The 20,983-nt window shown below is 73.6% G+C and carries 20 protein-coding genes; 16 read left to right on the top strand and 4 right to left on the bottom strand.

The window, feature by feature from the left end; all coding sequences use genetic code 11:
- Nucleotides 1-143 precede the first annotated feature (143 nt).
- Together FZ103_RS15905 and FZ103_RS25175 are read right to left on the bottom strand one after the other, a co-directional pair.
- Nucleotides 144-362, bottom strand: a complete 219-nt coding sequence (locus tag FZ103_RS15905; protein WP_156002271.1) for a DUF397 domain-containing protein — start codon at nucleotides 360-362, stop codon at nucleotides 144-146.
- Nucleotides 359-901, bottom strand: coding sequence for a DUF5753 domain-containing protein (locus FZ103_RS25175; protein WP_222936773.1), 543 nt, complete (start codon nucleotides 899-901; stop codon nucleotides 359-361). Before FZ103_RS25175 ends, FZ103_RS15905 begins: the two co-directional genes overlap by 4 nt.
- On the opposite strand from FZ103_RS25175, the gene FZ103_RS15895 reads away from it, so the two are divergent.
- The 6 genes from FZ103_RS15895 to FZ103_RS15870 all read left to right on the top strand — a co-directional run bounded on the left by FZ103_RS15895 (nucleotide 875) and on the right by FZ103_RS15870 (nucleotide 6,711).
- Nucleotides 875-1,225 carry a Scr1 family TA system antitoxin-like transcriptional regulator gene (locus FZ103_RS15895; RefSeq protein ID WP_255430039.1) on the top strand — a complete coding sequence of 117 codons (351 nt, stop codon included), beginning with the start codon at nucleotides 875-877 and terminating at the stop codon, nucleotides 1,223-1,225. The genes FZ103_RS25175 and FZ103_RS15895 overlap by 27 nt on opposite strands.
- A 361-nt stretch (nucleotides 1,226-1,586) precedes the next feature.
- Nucleotides 1,587-2,165: an NADAR family protein gene (locus FZ103_RS15890; RefSeq protein ID WP_156002265.1), complete on the top strand. Its 579-nt coding sequence runs from the start codon at nucleotides 1,587-1,589 to the stop codon at nucleotides 2,163-2,165.
- Between the two features lie 604 nt (nucleotides 2,166-2,769).
- Nucleotides 2,770-3,915, top strand: coding sequence for a glycosyltransferase (locus tag FZ103_RS15885; protein ID WP_156002392.1), 1,146 nt, complete (start codon nucleotides 2,770-2,772; stop codon nucleotides 3,913-3,915).
- Between the two features lie 263 nt (nucleotides 3,916-4,178).
- Nucleotides 4,179-5,069 carry a type IV toxin-antitoxin system AbiEi family antitoxin domain-containing protein gene (locus FZ103_RS15880; protein WP_186356376.1) on the top strand — a complete coding sequence of 297 codons (891 nt, stop codon included), beginning with the start codon at nucleotides 4,179-4,181 and terminating at the stop codon, nucleotides 5,067-5,069.
- A gap of 216 nt (nucleotides 5,070-5,285) precedes the next feature.
- Complete coding sequence (locus tag FZ103_RS15875; protein ID WP_156002263.1) at nucleotides 5,286-5,729, top strand: hypothetical protein; 444 nt, start codon at nucleotides 5,286-5,288, stop codon at nucleotides 5,727-5,729.
- A 454-nt stretch (nucleotides 5,730-6,183) separates the two neighbouring features.
- Nucleotides 6,184-6,711 (top strand): hypothetical protein, encoded by a 528-nt coding sequence (locus tag FZ103_RS15870; RefSeq protein ID WP_156002261.1) that lies wholly within the window; start codon nucleotides 6,184-6,186, stop codon nucleotides 6,709-6,711.
- Between the two features lie 114 nt (nucleotides 6,712-6,825).
- Here the strand turns inward: FZ103_RS15870 and FZ103_RS15865 are convergent, their stop codons facing one another.
- Together FZ103_RS15865 and FZ103_RS15860 are read right to left on the bottom strand one after the other, a co-directional pair.
- Nucleotides 6,826-7,296, bottom strand: coding sequence for a hypothetical protein (locus tag FZ103_RS15865; RefSeq protein WP_156002259.1), 471 nt, complete (start codon nucleotides 7,294-7,296; stop codon nucleotides 6,826-6,828).
- A gap of 267 nt (nucleotides 7,297-7,563) precedes the next feature.
- Nucleotides 7,564-7,755: a hypothetical protein gene (locus tag FZ103_RS15860; protein ID WP_156002257.1), complete on the bottom strand. Its 192-nt coding sequence runs from the start codon at nucleotides 7,753-7,755 to the stop codon at nucleotides 7,564-7,566.
- 634 nt (nucleotides 7,756-8,389) lie between these two features.
- On the opposite strand from FZ103_RS15860, the gene FZ103_RS15855 reads away from it, so the two are divergent.
- From FZ103_RS15855 to FZ103_RS15810, 10 genes are all read left to right on the top strand, one after another.
- Complete coding sequence (locus tag FZ103_RS15855; RefSeq protein ID WP_343233558.1) at nucleotides 8,390-8,749, top strand: LuxR C-terminal-related transcriptional regulator; 360 nt, start codon at nucleotides 8,390-8,392, stop codon at nucleotides 8,747-8,749.
- Nucleotides 8,750-9,129: 380 nt separating this feature from the next.
- The gene (locus FZ103_RS15850) at nucleotides 9,130-9,315 is read left to right on the top strand and encodes a plantaricin C family lantibiotic (RefSeq protein ID WP_156002255.1); all 186 of its coding nucleotides are present in this window, start codon (nucleotides 9,130-9,132) and stop codon (nucleotides 9,313-9,315) included.
- Nucleotides 9,316-9,561: 246 nt separating this feature from the next.
- Nucleotides 9,562-12,600: a type 2 lanthipeptide synthetase LanM family protein gene (locus FZ103_RS15845; protein WP_156002253.1), complete on the top strand. Its 3,039-nt coding sequence runs from the start codon at nucleotides 9,562-9,564 to the stop codon at nucleotides 12,598-12,600.
- Between the two features lie 96 nt (nucleotides 12,601-12,696).
- Nucleotides 12,697-12,912 (top strand): hypothetical protein, encoded by a 216-nt coding sequence (locus FZ103_RS15840; protein ID WP_156002251.1) that lies wholly within the window; start codon nucleotides 12,697-12,699, stop codon nucleotides 12,910-12,912.
- Nucleotides 12,913-12,993: 81 nt separating this feature from the next.
- A complete protein-coding gene (gene lanM / locus FZ103_RS15835; RefSeq protein WP_156002249.1) occupies nucleotides 12,994-15,822 on the top strand; it encodes a type 2 lanthipeptide synthetase LanM in 2,829 nt (942 codons plus the stop codon).
- Nucleotides 15,819-17,975: a peptidase domain-containing ABC transporter gene (locus FZ103_RS15830; protein WP_156002246.1), complete on the top strand. Its 2,157-nt coding sequence runs from the start codon at nucleotides 15,819-15,821 to the stop codon at nucleotides 17,973-17,975. Before lanM ends, FZ103_RS15830 begins: the two co-directional genes overlap by 4 nt.
- 50 nt (nucleotides 17,976-18,025) lie before the next feature.
- Complete coding sequence (locus tag FZ103_RS15825; protein ID WP_186356375.1) at nucleotides 18,026-18,946, top strand: ATP-binding cassette domain-containing protein; 921 nt, start codon at nucleotides 18,026-18,028, stop codon at nucleotides 18,944-18,946.
- Nucleotides 18,946-19,731, top strand: coding sequence for an ABC transporter permease (locus tag FZ103_RS15820; protein WP_156002243.1), 786 nt, complete (start codon nucleotides 18,946-18,948; stop codon nucleotides 19,729-19,731). The genes FZ103_RS15825 and FZ103_RS15820 overlap by 1 nt, the downstream gene beginning before the upstream one ends.
- Before the next feature lie 109 nt (nucleotides 19,732-19,840).
- Entirely contained in the window at nucleotides 19,841-20,029 is a 189-nt protein-coding gene (locus FZ103_RS15815) for a hypothetical protein (protein WP_156002240.1), read from the top strand.
- Between the two features lie 28 nt (nucleotides 20,030-20,057).
- On the top strand, nucleotides 20,058-20,981 hold the full coding sequence (locus FZ103_RS15810; RefSeq protein WP_156002237.1) for an LLM class flavin-dependent oxidoreductase: 924 nt from the start codon (nucleotides 20,058-20,060) through the stop codon (nucleotides 20,979-20,981).
- The last annotated feature ends 2 nt before the right edge of the window (nucleotides 20,982-20,983 follow it).

The following is a 20,983-nucleotide window of genomic DNA, read 5'->3' as shown; positions in this document are numbered from 1 at the left end:
TGGTCGAAGTAGTCCGAGAACGCCTCGCCGCGCTCCCACAACTCGGCGATGGCCGCCGCCGCGCCTGTGACTGTCGTGTCGTATCCCATTGAGGGGTGAGCCGATGGGGGAGAGGGGCGGGGATGGCGCGGGCGCGGGTTCGGTCAGATCTCGCCGTCCTTGACGGCGGCGAGGAAGGCGCGCCACTCGGGAGAGGGGAAGACGAGGGCGCCGAGGTCCCGGTGCTTGGTGTCCCGGATGGCGCCGGCGGTGTCCCAGTCGGCGACTTCGACACACGCGGCTTCACTCTGCGAGTAGCTGGACTTGCGGAACCCACGCCTGTTCCAGGTGCCAGCGGGGACTTCAGTAATCTCACGGCTCATGCTTCGCTCCTGTGGTCAGCGGCGATGCGCTCCAGTAGTTGCACGGTCCGGTCTCCGGGCTCTGTTGCGGCTGTGCGCAGTTCCCGGTGGATGGACGAGTAATGGTCCACATTCTCCGCGTTCGTCAGGAACGAGTGGGACGAGGACTCCTGGAGATAGACGGTGACCAGCCCACGGTGCTCGACTCTGAGGATCGAGAACGAGGCCAGGGTGAGAGCCGGGTGGGCTCCGGACCCGAACGGCAGCACTTGCAGCGTGAGGCACTGGAGTTTGGCCAGTTCGATGAGATGGCGGACCTGCTCGGCCATCAGAGCTGCCCCGCCGATTTGCTGGCGCAGGGCGGCCTCCGCGATGACCATGCGGATGCTGGGAGGTTCGGGATTCCGCAGGATGTCCTGCCGAGCGAGTCGAACCTGTACCTTTCGTTCGACGTCGCTGCCCGGCCGCATCGTCGCTCGGATGACCTCGCGAGCGTAATCCTCGGTCTGCGCAAGTCCAGGCACCAACTGGGATTGATCCCCTCGGCCACGCCGACCCATCCCGGCCTGCGCGGGGCGTTCTGGACGATCTCTTTCTCGCCCCGCCACACCTTGGCGTACACCCCGCACCCGCGCGGGCCGGAGGCGCTGGTCACCGACGCCACCCACATCAAGGGCTATGCCGACCTGTTCGCGACGCTGCAGGGCGCCGCGCTGCCCGCCGCCGAATCACTCGCGCTGCTCAAGCAGGCCGCCGACCGCGCGCAGCCGCGCCGCGCCATTACCAGCGGCAACCCACCCGTGGCCCCGGCCGACCCCGCCGCGGCGGCGATGCCGTCCACCGCCATCGGACACCCGGCCCCGCCCCGCGCGGCGGCCGACTGAACCGCCGCCCGCCGCCCGCCGGTCGGGGCACCGGGGCCGCCCGCCCTCGCACGGCATGAGAAAATCCCGGCAGGTGGGGCCCCACCTGCCAGGGCCTGTCGGCAATCGAAATCGCTATGCCCAGAGAACACGAGATGCCGACACCGGTGATTCTGCCGCCTCCGGCCCGGGTCGCCTCCCGGGCCGGGCCCAGGCCCCGGCGACCTACGGCGCCGCCGCCCTGTTCGGCGCCCTGGCCTGCTACATCTTCTCCCTCGCACCGTTCGTGCTCTGACCGGCTCCGCCGCCGAAGGGGTCGCTGAGGCCACTCTCGCCGCCGAGAGCGGCCTCAGCGACACCCTCGGCTGCCACAATCTCCGCCATGCAGACGAACGAGAGTCCGTCCGCGGCACGCACCCCCGAGGATCTCGCGGAACGCATCGCCGGCGGAGCTCACCCGAAGTGGTTGATGTTCTGGGGGCACCGGCCGGAACGCGACGGCTCGATCGGCCGGGGCGCGCTCAGTCAGTGGTGGCCGTCGCCGTTCACCGTGGACGGTGAGACCTACGCCAGCGCCGAGCACTGGATGATGGCGGGCAAGGCGCACCTGTTCGGCGACGAGCCGACGCGCGCGGCGATTCTCGCGGCCCGCACTCCTGCCGAGGCCAAGAAGCTCGGCCGGGGAGTCCAGGGCTTCGACGAGGAACGGTGGGCCGCCGCCCGCTTCGACCTGGTCGTCGCGGGCAACGTCGCCAAGTTCCGGCACGACCCCGCCCTGCGCGCGTACCTGATCGGCACCGGTGACCGGATCCTGGTCGAGGCCAGTCCGCGAGACCGGATCTGGGGCATCGGGCTTGCCGCGACCGACGACCGCGCCACCGATCCCGCCCAGTGGCCCGGTCGCAACCTTCTCGGGTTCGCCCTGATGGAGGCGCGGACCCGCCTGGCCGCCGTCGAGTAGCGGTCTCGAACAGGACACCGCACCAGCAACCGGAGCCGGGACGGCTGCCCGTTCCGCCGTCGAGGGTGTCGCTGAGGCCACTCTCGGCGCCGAGAGTGGCCTCAGCGACACCCTCGACGCCCCCGGGGGATCCACCGGGCGGCAGGCCGCCGCATCGGGCTTCGGGCCACCGGCCGCGCGGATTCGATCGGCGGCGCGTTCGCCCATAAAGTACGTGCGGAAAGGGCGCCGGGAGGCGGGGAACCGGCGAACGCCCCCTGGGAGCGGCCTGCGATGCGTCCGCGGAGTGCTCGGCGATGGCGCGCAGGCAGATCCGCGGCGGTGCGCATCCCACCGCCTCGCCCAGGCCCCGCCCCTCACCGGCTGCCCGCCGCTTCCCGCTGCGTCCCTTTCCCGGCCATGAAACCGCCGAAGCCGCAGCGACACCCGAACGCCGCCGCCGTGCGCCCGAAGCCGCAGGTGAGCGCCGACAGGCGCCGCAGCACACCCTCGGCAGGGCCCCGCGGCCGGATCCGCACCGGATCGGCGAGCGCCCCCGCAGCGTCCCACAGACAGCCGCTGCTTAGAGAGGACCACAGTGAACGACACCGATTCCCCGCGCGTGATGCGTCTGATCGTCACCGGCGGGGGCACGGGAGGCCACACCTATCCGGCCCTGACCGCCGTGAACGCGCTGCGGGAGCGGCTGGAGGGCGACGGCCGGTGGCTGCGCGTGCTGTGGGTCGGGGCCCAGGACAGCCTGGAGAAGCGGGTGGCCACCTCCAACGGCATCCCGTTCCAGGCCGTCGACACCGGCAAGGTCCGCCGCTCGGCGAACCCGCTGAAGCTCGCCTCGGCCCGGAACATCCGCGACATGGGCAAGGCCGTCCGCGGCGTCTTCCAGTCCCGCCGGGTCGTCGCCGACTTCGACCCCGATGTTGTGCTGGCCACCGGCGGCTACGTCGCCGTCCCGGTCGGCCTCGCCGCCCGGCTGGCCCGCCGGCCGCTGGTGGTGCACGAGCAGACCGTGCTGCTCGGCCTGGCCAACCGGGTGCTGGCCCGCGCGGGCGCCCGCATGGCGGTCACCTCCGAATCCACGCTCAAGCTGCTGCCCGACTCCGCCCGCTCCGGCGCGGTGGTGACCGGCAACCCGGTCCGCCCGGCGGTGCTGGCGGGGCAGGCTGAGCGCGCCGCCGCGGAACTGGGCTTCGGCGGCTACGACCCGGCCCTGCCCACGGTCTATGTCACCGGCGGCGCGCAGGGCTCGGTGCAGATCAACACCACGGTCCGCGACCTGCTGCCCTGGCTGCTGGAGCGCGCCAACGTCGTGCACCAGTGCGGCGAGGCCAACGTCGGCGACCTGCGCGCGGCCACCCGCGACCTCGATCCCGCCCTGGCCGCCCGCCACCACGTGACCGCTTTCGTCGGCCCGGAGCTGCCCGACGTGCTGGCCCTGGCCGACGTCGTGGTCTCGCGCAGCGGTGCCGGCACCATCGCGGAGCTGACCGCGCTGGGCAAGGCCGCCGTGTTCGTCCCGCTGACGTCCTCGGCCGGCGACGAGCAGCGGCACAACGCCCGCCACCTGCAGGAGGCGGGCGCCGCGCTGGCGCTGCTGGAGGAGGTGTCGGCCCAGGCGCTGCGGGCGAAGCTGGAGCCGCTGCTTGCCGACCCCGCCCGCCGCGCCGCCGTCGCCGGGAAGGCCCGCGAACACGGCCGCCCCAACGCCGCCGAGCGCCTGGTGGACGTCGTCCTCACCGCAGCGGGCGGCTGACCCGGCGGGGGAGGGGAGCAGGGGCGCGCCGCTGCGGTCGGCAAAAGTGTCCGTAGGGCCACTCGCGACGCCGAGAGTGGCCTCAGCGACACCCTCGACGCGACGCCCGCCCGGCAGGTTCTCCACAGGCCGCCGATCGGCATGGCCCGGGGCGGCGGCGTGCAGCACGCTCGAAGCATGGATGCAGACCGCACCTCCCGGTATTCCCCCCGCCCACCCGGCACCGGCCCGAACCGCGCCCGGCACACGGCCGAGTCCCCGCCGTGCAGCAGCGCGGGCTCATCACGCTCGCTCAAGCACGCCGCTGCGGCGTCGGCGACTCCGCCCTGCGCCGCCTGCTGCGGCGCGGCGAGTGGAGACGGGTCTTCGGCGGGGTCTACGCCGTGGCGGAGCTCCAGCGGCGCGGCACCGAGCGGGATCGGGTCGCCACCGCCGCCCTCGCCGCGCAGCTCGGGTTGGGGCCGGCCGCCGTCGTGGGCGCAGAGACCGCCGCCCGCCTGTGGGGCCTGCAAGGGCTGCGGCCCTGGGACGGCCGCGCGGTACACGTGGTGATGCCCGCGAACACGCGGCAGGGGCCGGGCGTCGTCCTGCACCGCTGGGCTCTCGGCCGCGACGACGTCGCCACGGTCGACGGCATCCGGGTCACCGCCCCGGGCCGCACGCTGCGCGACACGCTGCTGGACGTCGACCGCGACACCGGCGTGTGCCTGCTCGACTCCGCCCTGTGCCGAGGACTCGTCCGCCACGGCGAGCTGGGGCGGCTCGAAGCCGCCAACCGCGGCCGCCGGGGCTGCCGCCGGGTGCGGGGGTGGCAGGCGCTGGCCGACGGGCGCGCGCAGAGCCCGCTGGAGACCAGGGTCCGACTCGTCTGCACCGACGGCGGGTTCGCGCCCACCCAGCTGCAGCGCCCGTTCCACGACGAGCGCGGGCGCCTCATCGCGGTCGCGGATTTCTGGTGGGCCGATCGGCTGCTCATCGGCGAGGCTGACGGCATCGGTCCGCACAGTACCCCGGGCGCGCTGGCCGGGGACCGGCGGCGGCAGAACGCGCTGCAGAATCGCTACCCCGGGGTGCGGATCGCCCGCTTCACCTGGTCCGACCTCGACCGCCCCGGCTACATCCTCGCCACGATCGCCGACGCGGGCCGATGCTGATCGGTTCCCGGCACTGCTGCGGTGTCGAGGGGGTCCCGGGCGCCGGTGAAAGGTCCCGTCCTTCGGGCTCGTCGGCGCGGCTGCGGGGATCTCGGCGGCGGGGCCGCTCTCGCGCCTGCGCCTGCCGCGCAGGGCTGCCGCGCCTCCACGTCACGGGCGGCGCTGCTGCCCGCACCTGATGCGGAGCAGGCGGCGGATGTGCCACAGTCGGTCGCCATGTACGGTCCTCCGACGTTCGTCAACAGGAACCGCGGGCTGCTGACCGCGGTGTACGGCGTCCTGTGCGCCGCGATCCTCGCGCTGCTCGCCGCCATGGCGGTGTTCGGCCTGTCGGGGATCACTGCAATGCTCCTCGGCGGCTCGCAGTTGCTGCTGCTCGCCTGCATGCTGCTGCAGACCTACCTGGCCTGGGGTTACGTGACGCTCACCCCCGAGGGCATCGTGGTGCGCGACGTGCGGGTGCGGACGCTGCCCTGGCGCGAGATCGCCATGATCCGCACCAAGCCGTTCGCGGCCCGGACCGTGGTCGAGGTGCGCATGGCCGACGGCCGCAGGCGCAACCTGGTCGCGCCCAGCCTGGGCCGGGCCAAGCACGGGCGGCGCTTCGCCGAGGAGGTCGGGTTGATCCAGCACTGGTGGGCCTACTGCCGGGGCTGGTGAGCCCGCCGGCCGGTGCGCGGGGCCTGGGGATGCCCCCGGACGCGGGCCGCCGCAAATCCCCGGGGGCTCGGCGCCGGAGAGGGCACCCCGGTTTTCCGACCTGGCGTGAACGCCAGGTGCTCGCGCGGTCGCCGCCTGCATTTCTGCGGCGCCGAAATCGGTCTGGCCGTTTCCGGACTTTCATCGGGCGGAGGGTGAAGAATTCTCGTCCCGGCACGTCCGGACGTCCGACTGGGCAGGGTGGCCGGTTTCCGCGCCGCGATTGAGCAGTGTGCGCATTGTCCCGCCCGTACTTGATTTCTACGCTTTCGCCTGCATGACCGGGCCGCAGTCCGGGGCGGCGCAGTGGGAGGCGGATCCGTTCCTCTCCGGAATCGGGGAAGGCCATCCGGATCTCACGCTCCGCCTGATGCCCTTCGAACTCCCGGCTCGACCGGAGGAAAACGAGGAAGCGATGAATACAACGCGGGACGAGACAGGTGTGCGCAAGGTGGCCGCGGCCTTGATACCCGGTGCGAAAACGATTCGCAGGGCGGTCCTGGTGCCGGCGGCGGCGCTGCTGGCCGCAGCGGGCCTGCTGGTCACCGGTTCCCCCGCCCAGGCGGCCACCTACTACTCCTCCGTCAAAACCTACGAGTCCTCGCGGGACTCCGGCGGCATCGACACCTCCGCCATTCTCGACAAGGCCGGCTTCCGCGGCCGCACCGACTACGGCGTGTGGTTCTACGCTTACGGTGAGACGGTGTCGATGGACGTGGAAAGCGACATGTACTCCCGCGGCAAGGTCACGGTCGTGATCTACGACCGGAACGGGCAGTGGGTCGACACCCAGAAGTACACCGTGGGCATCGGGGCGAGGAGGGAGATCAACCTCGACATTCCGGGCTACACCAACGACCTTCCCGAGGGCTATGGCGTGTACACCAAGATCTGTGTCGGCCTCTCCGACACCTGCACCCCTTATGTGAGGGGCAACGCGTAGCGCTCCCGGCTACGAAGGCGGTGCGGCCTCCGGCTCAACGGGGCGGGCCGGTGTTGTTCCGGCCTCCGCCGGGGGCCGCACATCGGTCGGAGCCGAGGAATTCCCGGATCCGGACTATCCGGTCTCGGGGCTCGCGTTCTGCCGGATCTTGTCGGCGACGATGAAGTGGCGGTTCTCGAAGTCGTCGTAGGCGCCTTCGTCGCCGAGCTCGTAGTCCTCGCTGTAGGTCGTGTAGTCGAAGTCCCGGACGATTCCGGTCACGCGGACCACGTCGCCCTCTTCGACGTCGGACCGCTCCGCGGAGATCACCAGGAGCGGATCGCCGTCGATCCAGTCCTCGGCTCCCTCCAGCCGGAACGACTCGTTGGACAGCACGTCCTCGACCTCGGCGGAGACCGTCACCTTGTCGCCCACGTCGATGGCGTTGTCGCCTTCGCCCTCGCCCTCTTGGACGTCCTCGACATCGGCACCCTGCTCGCCTCCGGCGCTGTCGTCGCCGCAGGCCCCCAGCACCAGGATCGATGCGGCGGCGAGGGCGGCGGCCGGCAGCGCGCGCCTCCAGGGGCTCACCTGGTCGATCGGCACTTGCATCACTCTCCGGGGGTGCGTCGACGGAATCGGACTCCCCGGATCGCTATCCGATCCGGCCGAATCGTAACTCTGCGTCGCCGCCACGCTGAGGGATATCCACCGGGCGGATTTCCGTCCTTCAGCCCGGCGAATGCGATATCGACGCCGATATTCGTTATCGGCGCTCCTCTTTCCCGGTTCGCCCATTCAGCCCAGCCGAGGCGGTGCTGGCGCCGGGAGTGCGGGCACCGCCTGGGGTGCCGCCGACCGGCCGGAGGCGCTTCAGCCCCGATCGCGCTGGTTCTGGACGCGGCGGCGTTCGCCGCCTGCGGCGACGGCGAGGATTCCGACGACGATCAGCGACACCCAGGTGCCCGTCCGGTCCTCCTGCACCAGCGCCGTGACCACCGCGCACACCAGGGCGATCGCCGCCGCGATCCAGATGACGGTCTCCCACGGACTCACCGGTTTCACGGTCGTCCCCTTCCGCTGTTGTTCGGCTGCTGTGCTCGCCGCGGCCGGGGGAGCGGCCCCGGCGGGCCGGCCGCCCTGCGGCGGCCGTGCGACACACCGATGCAATCACGGACGGCGGTCCCCTCGATGCGCGCGGTGGGCGCCGCACGCGCCGCCGCAGCGGCTGACCGACCGCGCTCCCGGCGTTGCGTATGCACACCGGTACGGCCGGTGACGAGCGCCGATTCCGTGGCGTGCGGGTGTCTTCGCGCGTGCATCCGGAGGGACCGGGGGCCGAGTGAGCGCTCTCACGCGCCGATATGGCCGGATTCGGCCACCGTGGCGGATGGCGGGACACGTCCTGCTACTGATCGGTAATCCTCCGTTGTCCTGGTGAAACACACGAAGGCCGGGCGTCCCATAATAGGATGTTTCCGTCAAAACGGTCATTGCTGGCATTAGCCTGCATTGCTAGCATCCTTCGGGCTTGCCTGGTGGTAAACCGTTCGCCGCGCCCATCGGCATTGGAGTCCTGTGAAACCACGCGTTTCATTCCAAGGAAATGAATGGCGCATGTACCGGCACCGACCTGCCCGTGTGCATCGCTCAACGCCGATGAACCGGAAATCCCCCGTACACCGGTATTGGAGATCCCGTGGATCCGCAATCTTCGTCCGGCCGGAAATGTGATCGGGATGCATCCGCAACGACCTGCGCTTGCGAACTGATCGATTCCGCTTCGACCGGTATACAAGCTCTGGAAAGGCTGACGGAGCGCGAAACCCGCGTGCTCGGGCTGCTCGCGACCGGAGTTTCGAACCGCTGCATCAGCAGAGCCCTGGGGGTGAGCGAGCGCACCATCAAGGCGCACGTGACCCGCATCCTGGACAAGCTCGAAGTGCAGTCGCGGCTGCAGGCGGCGCTCGCCTACATCTTCAGCCGGTGGCAGACCTGCCCGGATCTCGCACTCGCCGCCCGCGACCCCATCGACGCCGACGCCCGCCGGCCGGACTGACGACGCGCCCGGCCCGCCCCGCCCCGGCGCCGCTCCGCTGAGCACCCCGCGCCGCGGAGCCCGACGCTGCCCCGCCTCGCCTGGGCAGCGCCTGTTCCGGCACCGGTGGAACCATCCGCCACCGCCGGAACCGCCGCGCCCCACCGGTTCGTCCGGCCCCCACGTGCGCGCCGCCGGCCCCGCCGCCCTGCCCGCCGACCCGGTCGGCACCGCCTGTCCGGCAGCGGGAACCGCCGGACTGCCCATCGGTACACCTCCCCAATTGCCAATGGCCGCCGATGTAAAGGGCGCGTAAGAATCGTCCCGTCCACGCGGCCGTGGCCGGTCCCCTCCGCGAACGGCGGAAGCCGACCGGCCACCAGAAGAAAGGCGGATCCTCCATGCCCAACCCCAACGTCGGCATCCTCGACGAGATCGACGAGCAGAACATCGCCGACACCACTGTCGGCGCCGACGCCAACAGCATCAGCATCGCCACCGCCTGCGTCTCCTGCCTGGCCAGCTGGGCGGTCGGCAACGAAGGCTGGGCCTGCACCGTGACCGTCGAGTGCCAGGACGGGTGCTGACCGGCATCCCGACCGCGCTTCGCGCATGAGGGACGCGCATTCGGCGAGTCCCGGCCCCCGAACCCGCGGAGGCGTCCGACCGGCGCCCGACGGCCGGCGCCGTCGGCCGTAACGGGTTCGGCCAACGGCCGACCGAGTGCGCACAGCGGTGGCGGCCACGCCCGCACGCACCGCCACCGGGCGGCGCATCCTCCACGCCGCCCGGGCCCCTGCCCCCACGGCTCCCGCACCAGCCAAGGAGACCCAGTGCCGGATACCGCCACCCGCACCGCCACCACACACCGGGTTTCCGAAGTCGTAGGGACCTATCTGCCCGAACTGCGGGCACCCGCTCTGCGCGAGCGGCTCGAAGACGTGCTGCCCCACTGGCAGGACGGCGAAGCCCCCCGCGCCGCGGCCGCCGAGTTCCCCCCGCCGCCCCCCTACGACCCCGCCCTCGACTCCGACGGCCGCTTCCGCGACTACTGCGCCCACTTCGCGCGCCTGTGGTCGGCCCCGGCCGCCGAGGCGGCCTCGTCGCCCCAGGCGGCTCCCGGCAACACCGTGCTGGAGGACTTCGTCGAGAGCCAGTGCACCGCCGTGGCCGGCCTGATGCTGCGCACCCTGCTGGAGGAGCTGCACCACCGCCGCGCCCGCGGCGAGCTGGCGGGGGAGACGCCCGAGGAGCGCTACCGCAGCTTCCGCGCCTGGACCAACAGCCCCGAAGGCCACGCCGAACTCCTGGAGCGCTACCCCCGCCTGTTCCACGGCGTTCGGGACCGCGTCGGCGCCGCCGCCCTCTACCTCGCCCACGTCGTGGCCGAGGTGGCGCGCGAGCGCACCCGGCTCGACGCCCGCATGCCCGGAGTGGCCCCGGGAACGCGGATCTCTGCCGTGGCCCTGGGGGAGGGCGACACCCACAGCGGCCGCTCGGTGGCCCGCATCCGCTTCGACGACGGCGGCCAGGTCGTCTACAAGCCCCACGCCATGGAGGCCGAGGCCGGCTTCAACGACGTGGTCGCCTGGTTCAACGACCGCCTCCAGCTCGGCCTGCCCACCGTGTGCGTACTGCCCACGGCCGAGGGCGGCTTCGCGGAGTACGTCGCCGCCGACGGCCACCCCGACCCCGAGCGGTACTTCACCCTCATCGGGCGCCTCCTGGGCGTCCTCCACCTGGTCAAGGCCACCGACATCCACTTCGAGAACGTGGTGACCTGCATCCGCGGCCCCGTGGTCGTCGACGCCGAGACGCTGCTGACGCCCCGCCGCGGCCCGGTGCTGGGCGGCCGCGACGGCTCCGACGCCTGGGGCAGGGCGCTGGGCATCCTGCTGGACTCGGTCGCCGGGATCGGCGTGCTGCCCATGGTGATGAAGTCCGACCCCTCCGACGAGGGCCTGGACATCGGCGTCATCGGCTACGACCAGGGCCAGCCCGTGCCCTACAAGGCACTGCGCATCGACAACCCCGGACGCGACGACATGGCCGCCCGCCTGGTCCGCCTGCACGCCGCCAACACCAGCACCAACCTGTCGGTGTCGCAGGCGGCCCCGACCCCGGTGCGCACCCAGCGCGACATCATCAAGCGCGAGCTGCGCCGCGTGCTCTCCTACGCCGCCGCGCACCGCGACGAGGTCGCCGCCGCCATCGAGAACCGGCTGGGTACGGCGCGGTTCCGCTTCATCCCGGCGCCCACCTACTTTTACAGCCAGCTGCTGCGCATGGCCACGCACCCCGACGCCGTGCGCGACCGCCTCGTGCGCGCCGCCGTCCTGCACCGCGGGCTGCTGCGCCACGGCAGCCTCGACCTCGCCGCCGGCGAGGCGCGCCAGATGGAGCGGGGCGACGTCCCCTACTTCACCTACACGCCCCACTCGCGCGACCTGCACAGCGACGACGGCGGCGCCGTGCTGGCCGACGCCTTCGCCCAGACCCCGATGGAGGCGGTCCGCGAGCGCATCGCCGGCCTCGGCGAGGAGGCCGTGCAGACCCAGCTGCGGCTGGTGGACTTCGCGTTCGTCAACAAGCTCTCCGCCGACCGCGAACCCACCGGCTTCACCCTGGAGGCCCGCCCCGGCGATCCCGCCGCGATCGGCGACGACCGGCTCCTGGCCGAGGCCGCCCGCATCGGCGACGTGATGCTGGAGACCATGGTCGACGGCGCCGACCCCGCCACCCCCGCGACCTGGCTGGCGCCGCAGATCAGCACCACCGAGGAAAGCCAGTGGAGCCCCGGCGCCCTGGGCTACGACCTCTACAGCGGCACGCCCGGGCTGGCCATGGCCCTGGCCGGGCTCGCCCGCGAGACCGGCCGCGCCCGCTTCCGCGACGCGGCGCTGCGCGTGGTCGAACCCATCGAGGACCAGCTCCGCAGCGGCGAACTCGACGGAGCGGGGGTCTCCATCGGCGGCATGACCGGGATGTCGGGCACCCTGTACGGCCTGTGGCAGGCCAACCGGCTGCTCGGGCGCGACGGGCTGAACCCCGGCGCTCTGGCCGAGGACCTGGCCCGCCGGGTCGAGGCCGGCGCCGGCGTCGACGCCTCCGCCGCCGGCGGGCTGGACCCGGTCGACTTCGTCGCCGGAACAGCCGGTGCGCTGGCCGTGTGCCTGGCGCTGCACCGCGGCGCCGCCGGCGCCGACCGCGACCGCGCCGCCGCGGCGACCGCGGCGGTGGCCCGCACCCACGTCGAGCTGCTGGGCGGCACCGGCCTGGCCGACCCGCGGGTGACCGCCTACACCGGCTTCGCCCACGGCGCCCTGGGCATCGCGCCCGGCCTCGCGGAGTACGGGGCGGTCTTCGGCGACGCGGCAGTGGCCGACCTGGGCGTGCGGATCGCCCGCGCCGGCCTGGACTCCTACGACCCCGAAACCGGCGACTGGCCGCGCGGCTGGGACGAGCCCGTGCAGTCCTACGCCTGGTGCCACGGCGCCCCCGGCATGCTCCTGGGCGCGCTGGCGCTGCTGCGCCACGCCCCCGGCGCCCTGCCCGAGGAGCACCTGGCCCGCCTGGCGCAGCGCACCGCCGCGCGCGGCTTCGGCAACAACCCCACCTACTGCCACGGCGACCTCGGCAGCGCCGAGACCGTGCTGCTCGCCGACCGCGAGGCGCCCGGCCTGTTCGACCCCGGCGCCGCCGACGGGCTGTACGCGCGGCTGTTCGACCGGGTCCTCGACGGCTACGACCGGCGCGCCGACACCAAGTACACCTACACCGGCAGCCTGCTGCTGGGCCACGCCGGAACGCTCTGGTCGATCCTGCGCCACCGCGATCCCGACACCTACCCGTCCGTGCTGCTGCTGGAGTAGCCGGCCCACACCGACCGACGGCGGTCGCCCCCAAGACCCGCGGCCCGGTGCGCCGGCCCGCGGCCCTGTGAATCGCACTACGGAAGGAGAACGCGCATGAACCGGATCACCCGGGACGCCGAGACCGGCTACGTGCCCGAGGAGGAGCTGCTGCAGCTCACCGAGCCCGCCGACGACCTGGTGGCCGGGGCGGCCGAGGTGCAGAGCACCACGGTCGTCTGCGGCATCAGCGCGGTGACCAGCGCCATCACGGCCGCCAGCGCCGCGATGGGCGACAACTGCCCCACCACCGCCTGCACCACCTACTGCTGAGGCGACAGCCGAACCCGGGTGCCCGGCGGTCGCGCCGGCGGGCACCCGCCCGGCCCGCCCGACCGGGAAGAAAGGGAGTGCGTGACGCACGTGGACGAAGCCTTCGGCGGCGAGACCGTGGAGGCGTGCCTGCAGCGCAAAGCCGGCGTCTTCGGCGGCTTCTACCGCCCGCTGCTGGCCGACTGCGCGCACCGGATCGCCCGGTGGGAGACCGAATGGGACGCCGACCGGCGCGAACGCGTCGACCTGCGGCGCATCGCCCGGCCGCTGCTGGACGCGGTGCTCGATGACCTGCACCACATCGGCATCCGAGCGCTCATCTCCGCCTTCCGCGCCCAGCGCGGCGACGCGGACGGGCTGGACTACGCCGGCTTCCACGCCCGCATCAGCACCGGCGCGGGGCGCGCGGCGCTGCTGGAGGGCTTTCCCGAGCTGGGCCGCCTCCTGCACCTGGCGACCGAGCGCCACCTGCGCCACACCGCCGAAGTGCTCCAGGCGGCCGCGGACGACCGGCCCGCCCTCGCCGACACGCTGGGCGCCGGGGAGCGCGTGGTCGGGCTGCGCCCCGGCCTGGGCGACCCCCACCGCGGCGGGCGATCGGTGTGCATCGTGCACTGGGACAACGGCGTCGACACCGTCTACAAGCCGCAGCGGCGCAGCTGCCTGAGCCTGCTGCAGGCGCTGCAGCACCTGCTCGACCCCGACGGCGCGTTCTTCGGCCCGCTGTGCCCGCCGGCCCTGGTGCGCGACACCCGCCTGTGGCAGGGCTACGTCGCCGGCGGCGATTTGTGCGCGTCCGGCGAGGACCCCGACGCGGCCGCGGCCCGCTACTTCCGCCGGTTCGGCCGCTGCGCCGCCCTGCTCAGCTTGCTGGGCGCCAACGACCTGCACCACGAGAACGTCATCGCCACCCCCGAGGGGCCCGTGGTAATCGACCTGGAGACGCTGGTGTCGCTGCCCGAGCGCACCGCCGAGGGCGCCTCCGGCGTGCTGCCGCGCGACATCGAGCTGTCCCCGCTGAACACGCTGCTGTTCCCGCTGCGCAACATGGGCGGCCACGTCGACGTCGACCTGTCGGCCCTGGGCACGGTGCGCACCGAGCAGTCGCGGCGCCTGACCTCCTTCACCGTCGTCGACCCGGGCACCGACGACATCCGCTTCGCCACCGAGCCGGCCGCGATCCCGCCGGGCGGCGCCAACGTCGCCACCGCCGGCGGCGAGCAGCTCGACCCCCGCGTCTGGGTCGACCACCTCACCACCGGCTACTCCGAGGCCCGCGACCTGCTGGAGCGCCACCGCGGCGCCGTGGCCGAGCGGGCCGCGCGCGGCGACTGGTCGGTGCGCCAGATCCTGCGCCCCACACTCGTCTACGGCCGATTCCTGGAGGCCTCCACCCACCCCGCCTACCTCGCCGACCAGGCCGACCGGGCGGCGCTGTTCGACAAGCTGCCGCCCCGCCAGCGCGGCGTCGCCCCCGAGGCGGGCGGCCCCACCGGGCGCGCCGAGACCGAGGCGCTGGTGGACCGGGACGTCCCCTACTTCGAGGTCGAGGCCGACTCGCGCGACCTGTGCGTCAACGGCACCGGCCGGCGCATCCCCGACGCGGTCGCCGCCACCCCGCGCGAGGCGCTGCTGTCGCGCATCGAGCGCTTCCTCGCCCGCCCGGTGGGGCGCGACCTGGCCTACATCCGCTACTCGCTGGCCAGCTCGGTCGACGACATCTGGGAGACCGGGGTCCGCCGCGGTCAGCGGCGCGCGGCCGTCGCCGGGGCGCTCCCCCACCTGTCCGACACCGCGGCCTGGCACCGCATGCTCGCCGAGTCGGTCGTGGAGGGCCCGGACGGCGCCGCGTGCCTGATGCCGCGGCTGTACGGCCCGGGGCTGCGCCTGGACGGCACCAACACGCTGCTGTACGAGGGCGGCGGGCTGCTGGTCTACCTGGCCCAGGCCGCGGCGTGCGGGCAGGACACCGGAGTCGACGTCGACGCCCTCTTCGCGGGCGCCGCGCCCGAACCGGTGCCCCAGGACCCGTTCCCGCTGGCGGTGTCGCCCTTCACCGGGCTGCTGGCGACCCGCATCACCGGGCTGGAGCTGCGCCTGCGCGGCGCGGCGGCCGGCACCGCCCTGCCGGTCAAGGAGCTGCCCGACACCTCCCGCGTCGCGGTGGAGGCGCTGACGGCCGAGGACTTCGACTACGTCAACGGGTTCGGCGGCTACCTGCGCTACCTGGCCGGCTACGACGACCCCGACGGCCCCGCGCAGGCGGGGCCGGCCGCCGAGCCGCTGCTGCGCCGCCTGGTGGAGGTCGACGGGCCGCCCGGCGAGCACTCCGGCGAGGTGGGCCTGGCCCACGGCCGCTTCGGCCGGATCGCCGCCATGAGCGCCCAGGTGGCCGGCGGCACCGACACCGACGGCCGGGCGCGCGCCCACCTGGAGCACTTCGCCGAGGCCTACCTGCGCCACCGGTGGCGCGACGACGCGCTGCGCGACCCGGCCTCGCAGGCCACCTGGTGCAAGGGCTACGCCGGCATCGCCGCGGCCGCCGCCGACATGCTCGCGTGCCTGGGCACCCCGGCCGCCGAGATCCGCCGGGCGCTGGAGCCGGAGGCCGAGCGCATCGTCGGCGCCGAGCTGACGCCCGATCTGAGCCTGTGCCACGGTGCGGCCGGGCGGACCGCGATGCTGTGCGTGCTGGCCGACCGCCTGGACTGGCCCGAGCTGCGCACCGAGGCGCGGAGGCTGAGCGACGCCTTCCTGGAGCGCTACGGAGAGGGCCGCTGGTGCAGCGGCATCGGTGCCGCCCCCGAGCTGCCGGGGTTCATGCTGGGGGTCTCGGGCTGGCACTTCGCCCGCCTGATGCTGTCGGGCCCCGAGGTCCGGCCGCCCTACTGCCTGGGAGGACGTCGATGAGACTCCGCCGCGTCCGCCGCGTGCGCGAGGTCCAGCAGTTCGCGTCGTCGGAATGCGGCCTGTGCTGCATCGCGATGGTGCTGTCGGCCTACGGCTCGCGCAACACGGTGCCCGGGCTGCGCCGCTCCCACGAGACCGGTCGCGACGGGCTGTCCATCAAGGACATCGTGACCATCCTGCGCGAACGCGGCATGGAGGTGAAGACCTACCGCGCCAGCGCCGGGAGGCTCAACGCCCTGCGGCTGCCGCTGATCGCCTACTGGGACGACAACCACGTGGTGGTGCTGGAGGAGATCACCGACCGCCACGCCACCGTGGTCGACCCCGCGGGCGGGCGGCGCCGCTACAGCCGCGCGGAGTTCGAGGAGCACTTCGGCGGACTGGTCGTGGAGGCGGTGCCCACCGCCGACTACACGCCCGAGCGCGCCCGCGAGCCCAGCGTGTGGGCGAAGTTCCTGCGCGCCGCCGCCCGGCACCGGCGGCCGCTGGCGACCGCGTTCGCGATGTCGCTCCTGCTGTACGGGTTCACCCTGGCGGTGCCCATCGCGGTGCAGACGGCGATCAACGGCTACGCCGACTTCTTCGCCGGCTCCCCGCCGGCGCTGCTGGGGCTGGTCGTCGCCGTGCCGATGGCCGGCTACGCGGCCGTGTCGCTGCTGCGGGCCGTCAGCCTGGCCGCGGTCATCCGCGGGCTCGGCGAGGCCATGATGGGCAGCACCTTCACGACGCTGCTGCGCCTGCCCTACAAGTTCTTCGCCAACCGCTCCCAGGGCGAACTGCTGTACCGGCTCTCCAGCATCTCCTCGGTGCGCGACATGATCTCCAACCAGCTGCCGGTGGTGCTGCTGGACCTGGGCAGCCTCGTGGTCGTGTTCGGCTACATCTTCAGCCGCTCGGCCGTGCTCGGCGCGGCGGCCATGGCGCTGTTCGGGTGCATGGTCGCGGTGGCGGCGCTGAGCTACCGGCCCATCCGCAAGGCCACCGACCGGGAGATCTCCGCCAGCGCGGAGTCCTCCACGCTGCAGATGGAGGCGCTCAACTCCATCGAGACCCTGAAGGTCACCGGCATGACCGGGCCGTTCACCCGGGACTGGCGGCAGGTCTACGGGCGGGCGCTGGACCACACGCGGCGGCGGATCGTCCTGCAGGGCGCGGCCAGCAGCGGCTACGCCGTGTTCCAGACGTTCGGGCCGCTCATGGTGCTGCTGCTGGGGCTGTGGCTGGTCTACACCGGCCGCCTGGACCTGGGCTCGGCCGTGGCGGTGCAGACGCTGACCGCCACGAGCCTGGGCGCGGTGATGTCCCTGTCGACCGCGTTCAACCAGCTCATCACCGCCAACGCCCAGGTCGAGCGCGTCGGCGACATCGTCAACCAGCCCCAGGGGGAGCCCGTCTTCGGCGACCGCGAGGTCCGGGTGCGCGGCGCCCTGTCGGTGCGCGGGATGCGCTTCACCTACCCGGGAGCCAAGACCCCGGTACTGGAGGACGTGTCGTTCGAGGCCCCGGCCGGCGCCCGGGTGGCGGTCGTGGGCAGCACCGGGTCGGGCAAGAGCACCCTGGGGCGGCTGCTGATGGGCCTGTACCCGCCCGACAGCGGTAGCGTCTGCTACGACGGCGTCCCCATCGGCGACATCGCCCCCGACTCCTTCTACCGCGCGGTCGCCTACGTCCCCCAGGAGATCTCGCTGAGCAACCGCACCATCGCCGAGAACATCGCGTTCGGGCTGCCCGAGACCGACCTGGACGCCGTCCGCGAGGCCGCGCGCCGGGCACAGATCCACCACGAGATCGAGGCGCTGCCGATGGGCTACCAGACACCGGTGCGCGAGATGGGCAGCAGCCTCTCCGGCGGCCAGCGCCAGCGCATCGCCCTGGCCCGGGCCCTGGCGCGCGAACCCCGGGTGCTGGTGCTGGACGAGGCCACCAGCGCGCTGGACACGGTCACCGAATCGGCCATCGCCGAGACGCTCAACGGGCTGGAGTGCACCCGGGTCATCATCGCCCACCGCCTCTCCACCGTGGCGGGCGCGGACCTGATCGTGGTCCTGCAGGAGGGCCGCGTCGTGCAGACCGGCCGGCACGCCGACCTGGTCTCGGTACCCGGCCCCTACCACGCACTGGTGCGGTCCCAGGTCGACGCCGGCGCCGCGTGAGGGCGCCGGCGCCCCGACCCCCACGACAACGACGACGGAAAGGACGCGGTGTGGCAGACCCAGTGGTCAGTGCCGAGAATCTGACCAGGGACTACGGCCCGCTGCGGGCGGTGGACGGAGTCTCGTTCTCCGTCGGCCCCGGGCGCATCGCCGGGTTCCTCGGCCCCAACGGGGCGGGCAAGACGACCACGCTGCGGATGCTGCTGGGCCTGGTGCGGCCCACCGGCGGGCGGGCCCTGCTGTTCGGCCGCCCCTACGCCGAGCATCCCTGGCCGGCCCGCCGCGTCGGCGCGGCCGTGGAGGAGCGGGCGTTCGTACCCGGCCGCAGCGGCCGGGGGCACCTGCGCTGCTACGCCCCGGTCGCGGGCGCCTCCCGGGGCCGGGTGGCCGAGGTGCTCGAGACCGTGGACCTGACGGGGGCGGCCAAGCGCCGGGTCGGGGGCTACTCCACCGGCATGCGGCAGCGGCTGGCCCTGGCGACCGCGCTGCTGGGCGACCCCGACCTGCTGGTGCTCGACGAGCCCGCCAACGGCCTCGACCCCGACGGGATCCTGTGGCTGCGCCGGTTCCTGCGCGAGTTCGCCGACTCCGGGCGCACCGTGCTGCTCTCCAGCCACCTGCTGGGGGAGATGGAGCGCATCGTCGACGACGTGATCCTGGTCGACGGCGGCCGCCGCGTCTACTCCGGAAGCCTGCAGGACCTGGTGCACAGCGGCCAGTGCGTCGCACAGCCCCCGCCCGGGCCGGGCGGCGAGGCGGAGCTGGACAAGATGCGCGCGGTGCTGTCCGGTGCCGGGCTGTCCTGCACGCCGCTGCCCGACGGGCGGCTGTGGGTGGGCGCCGCCGCGCAGGAGGTGCGCACGGCCGCCGCGCGCGACGGGCTGGGTGCCGACTCCTGGAGGCTGGACCCGGCGGATCTGGAAACGGCGTTCCTGCGCCTGACGCGCGGCCGCGACGGGGAGGAGGCGTGATGGCGGCCCAGTTCCGATCGGAGATCACCAAGATCGCCACCACCCGCACATGGTGGCTGCTGCTGGCCGGGATGGTCGCCTTGAGCGGTATGTTCACCGCCTTCATGGTGTGGGCGTCGGCCAACGCCGAACGCAGCCCCCTGCAGCTGGACTCGGCCGGCTCGGCGGTGGTCGTCTACAACCTCAGCGTCGCGGTCGCCTACGTGTTCCCCCTGGCCCTCGGCGTGCTCACGGTGACCCAGGAGTACCGCTCGCGCACCATCGCCCAGACGCTGCTGGCCCGCCCGCACCGGCTCGCCGTCTTCGGCGCGAAGCTCCTGGCGGGCACGTGCGCCTCCGTGCTCTACGCGCTGGTCTCGGTGGGGCTGTGCGCGGCGGTGGCCGCCGCGATGCTGTCGGGCTACGGAGGCGAGAGCTACCTCGCCACCCCCGAGGTCGCCCGGGCGCTGGCCGGCAGCGTGGGCGTGCTCGCGCTGTGGGGGCTGATCGGCGTGGCGCTGGGCGCGCTCGTGCGCAACCAGGTCGTGGCGATCGTGGGCATCGTGCTGTTCACCCAGTTCGTGGAGCCCACGGCCCGCATGTTCGCCGGCGCCGTCGGCAGCCCCGAGCTCGTGCGGTACCTGCCCGGCGGCGCGGGGGACACGGCCGCGGGAGGCACCGTCTACACCATGATCTCCGGCGGCGGCGACGCCGGGCAGGGCTGGGGCCTGGCGGTGCTGGCCGCATACGCGCTCGTGTGCGCGGCGGCGGGCGCGGTGCGGTTCCAGCGCTACGAGATGGCCTGAGCGCGACGTGGCCGCAACCGGCCGCGGGGCAAGGGCGCGGTCGCGCGGCGTAGCGGGAATACATCCCAGCGTGGCGGCGAGACGGAAACCAACGGAAGGGAGCGCGACTGTGAAGACGACAGGACCCACGGAGATCGTCATGTGGGCATCGGCGGCGGCGAGCCTGGTGGCGGCCGCGGGCGGCGCGGCCGCCGGCAACCTGCGCGGCGCCGGGATCGCCCTGGTGATCGCGGTGGTGATCACCATGGTGACCTTCGCCGAGCGCCGCCGGGCGCAGCACAAGTACGGCCACGCCTGACCCCACCCCCTGCGAGGAGCGACGCGCCATGCGGCTATCGGTCATGTATCCCGTGCAGGCCACGGGCGGCGCCGCGGTGGCGCCGTTCGCCGAACTCGTGCACCGCGGGTCCGCCGCCCGCCTGTGGATGGGCACGTCGCTGCACTGCGACACCCAGCAGGTGGCGGCGTACCTCGCGGGGGCGGGCCTGCGGATCCCCGTGGGCACGGCGGTGCAGCTGACGCCCATGCGCCACACGTTCCAGGCGGCGGTGGAGGCCCGGTCCCTGGCGGTGCTCACCGGTCACCCGGTCGTGGCCGGGTTCGGCGCCGGCGCGCCCGCGCTCTCCGCCGGCCTGCTCGGGGCGCCCTACAAGCGGCCGGCCTCGGCGGTGGCCGCCTACCTCTCCGCGGTGCGCGGCCACCTGGAGCGGCCCGAGGAGGGCCTGCCGCCGATCGACCATCCGCAGGTGGAGCTGGGCGCGGGGGTGCTGCGCCCCGGCATGGCGCGCGCCGCCGGGCGGACGGCCGACGCCGCCATCACCCTGCTGACCCCGCCGCACTACCTCAAGGACACGGTCGTGCCCGCGCTGGCCGAGGGCGCCGCCGGGGCCGACCGCGAGCCGCCCCGGGTCGTCGCGGTGGTGCACGCCGCTGTGGAGCGGCCCGGGCGCGAGCCCGCCCGGCTGGCCTACGCCGCCTGCGGCGCGCACCTGACCCTGCCGCACTACACCGACATGCTGCGGCGCGCCGGGGTGGCGGCGGTCCCCCAGGACCCGGTCGCGGGCGCGATGCGCGTCAGCGAGGCCGGGCTGTTCCTGTACGGCGGCCCCGAGCGCATCGCGGCCGAACTGGAGGCCTACGCCGGCGCCGGCGTCGACGAGGTGATCGTCAGCACGGCGGGCGTGATGGGCACCGAGGGCCCCGAAGCGGCCGTCGCCGACGCCGCGGCCGTCCTCGCCGCGGCCGCCTGAGC

This window comes from Streptomonospora sp. PA3, assembly GCF_009728995.1.
Taxonomy (GTDB): Bacteria; Actinomycetota; Actinomycetes; order Streptosporangiales; family Streptosporangiaceae; genus Streptomonospora.
The sequence above is the reverse complement of the archived record's forward strand: the minus strand, read 5'-3'. Positions and strand labels throughout refer to the sequence as shown.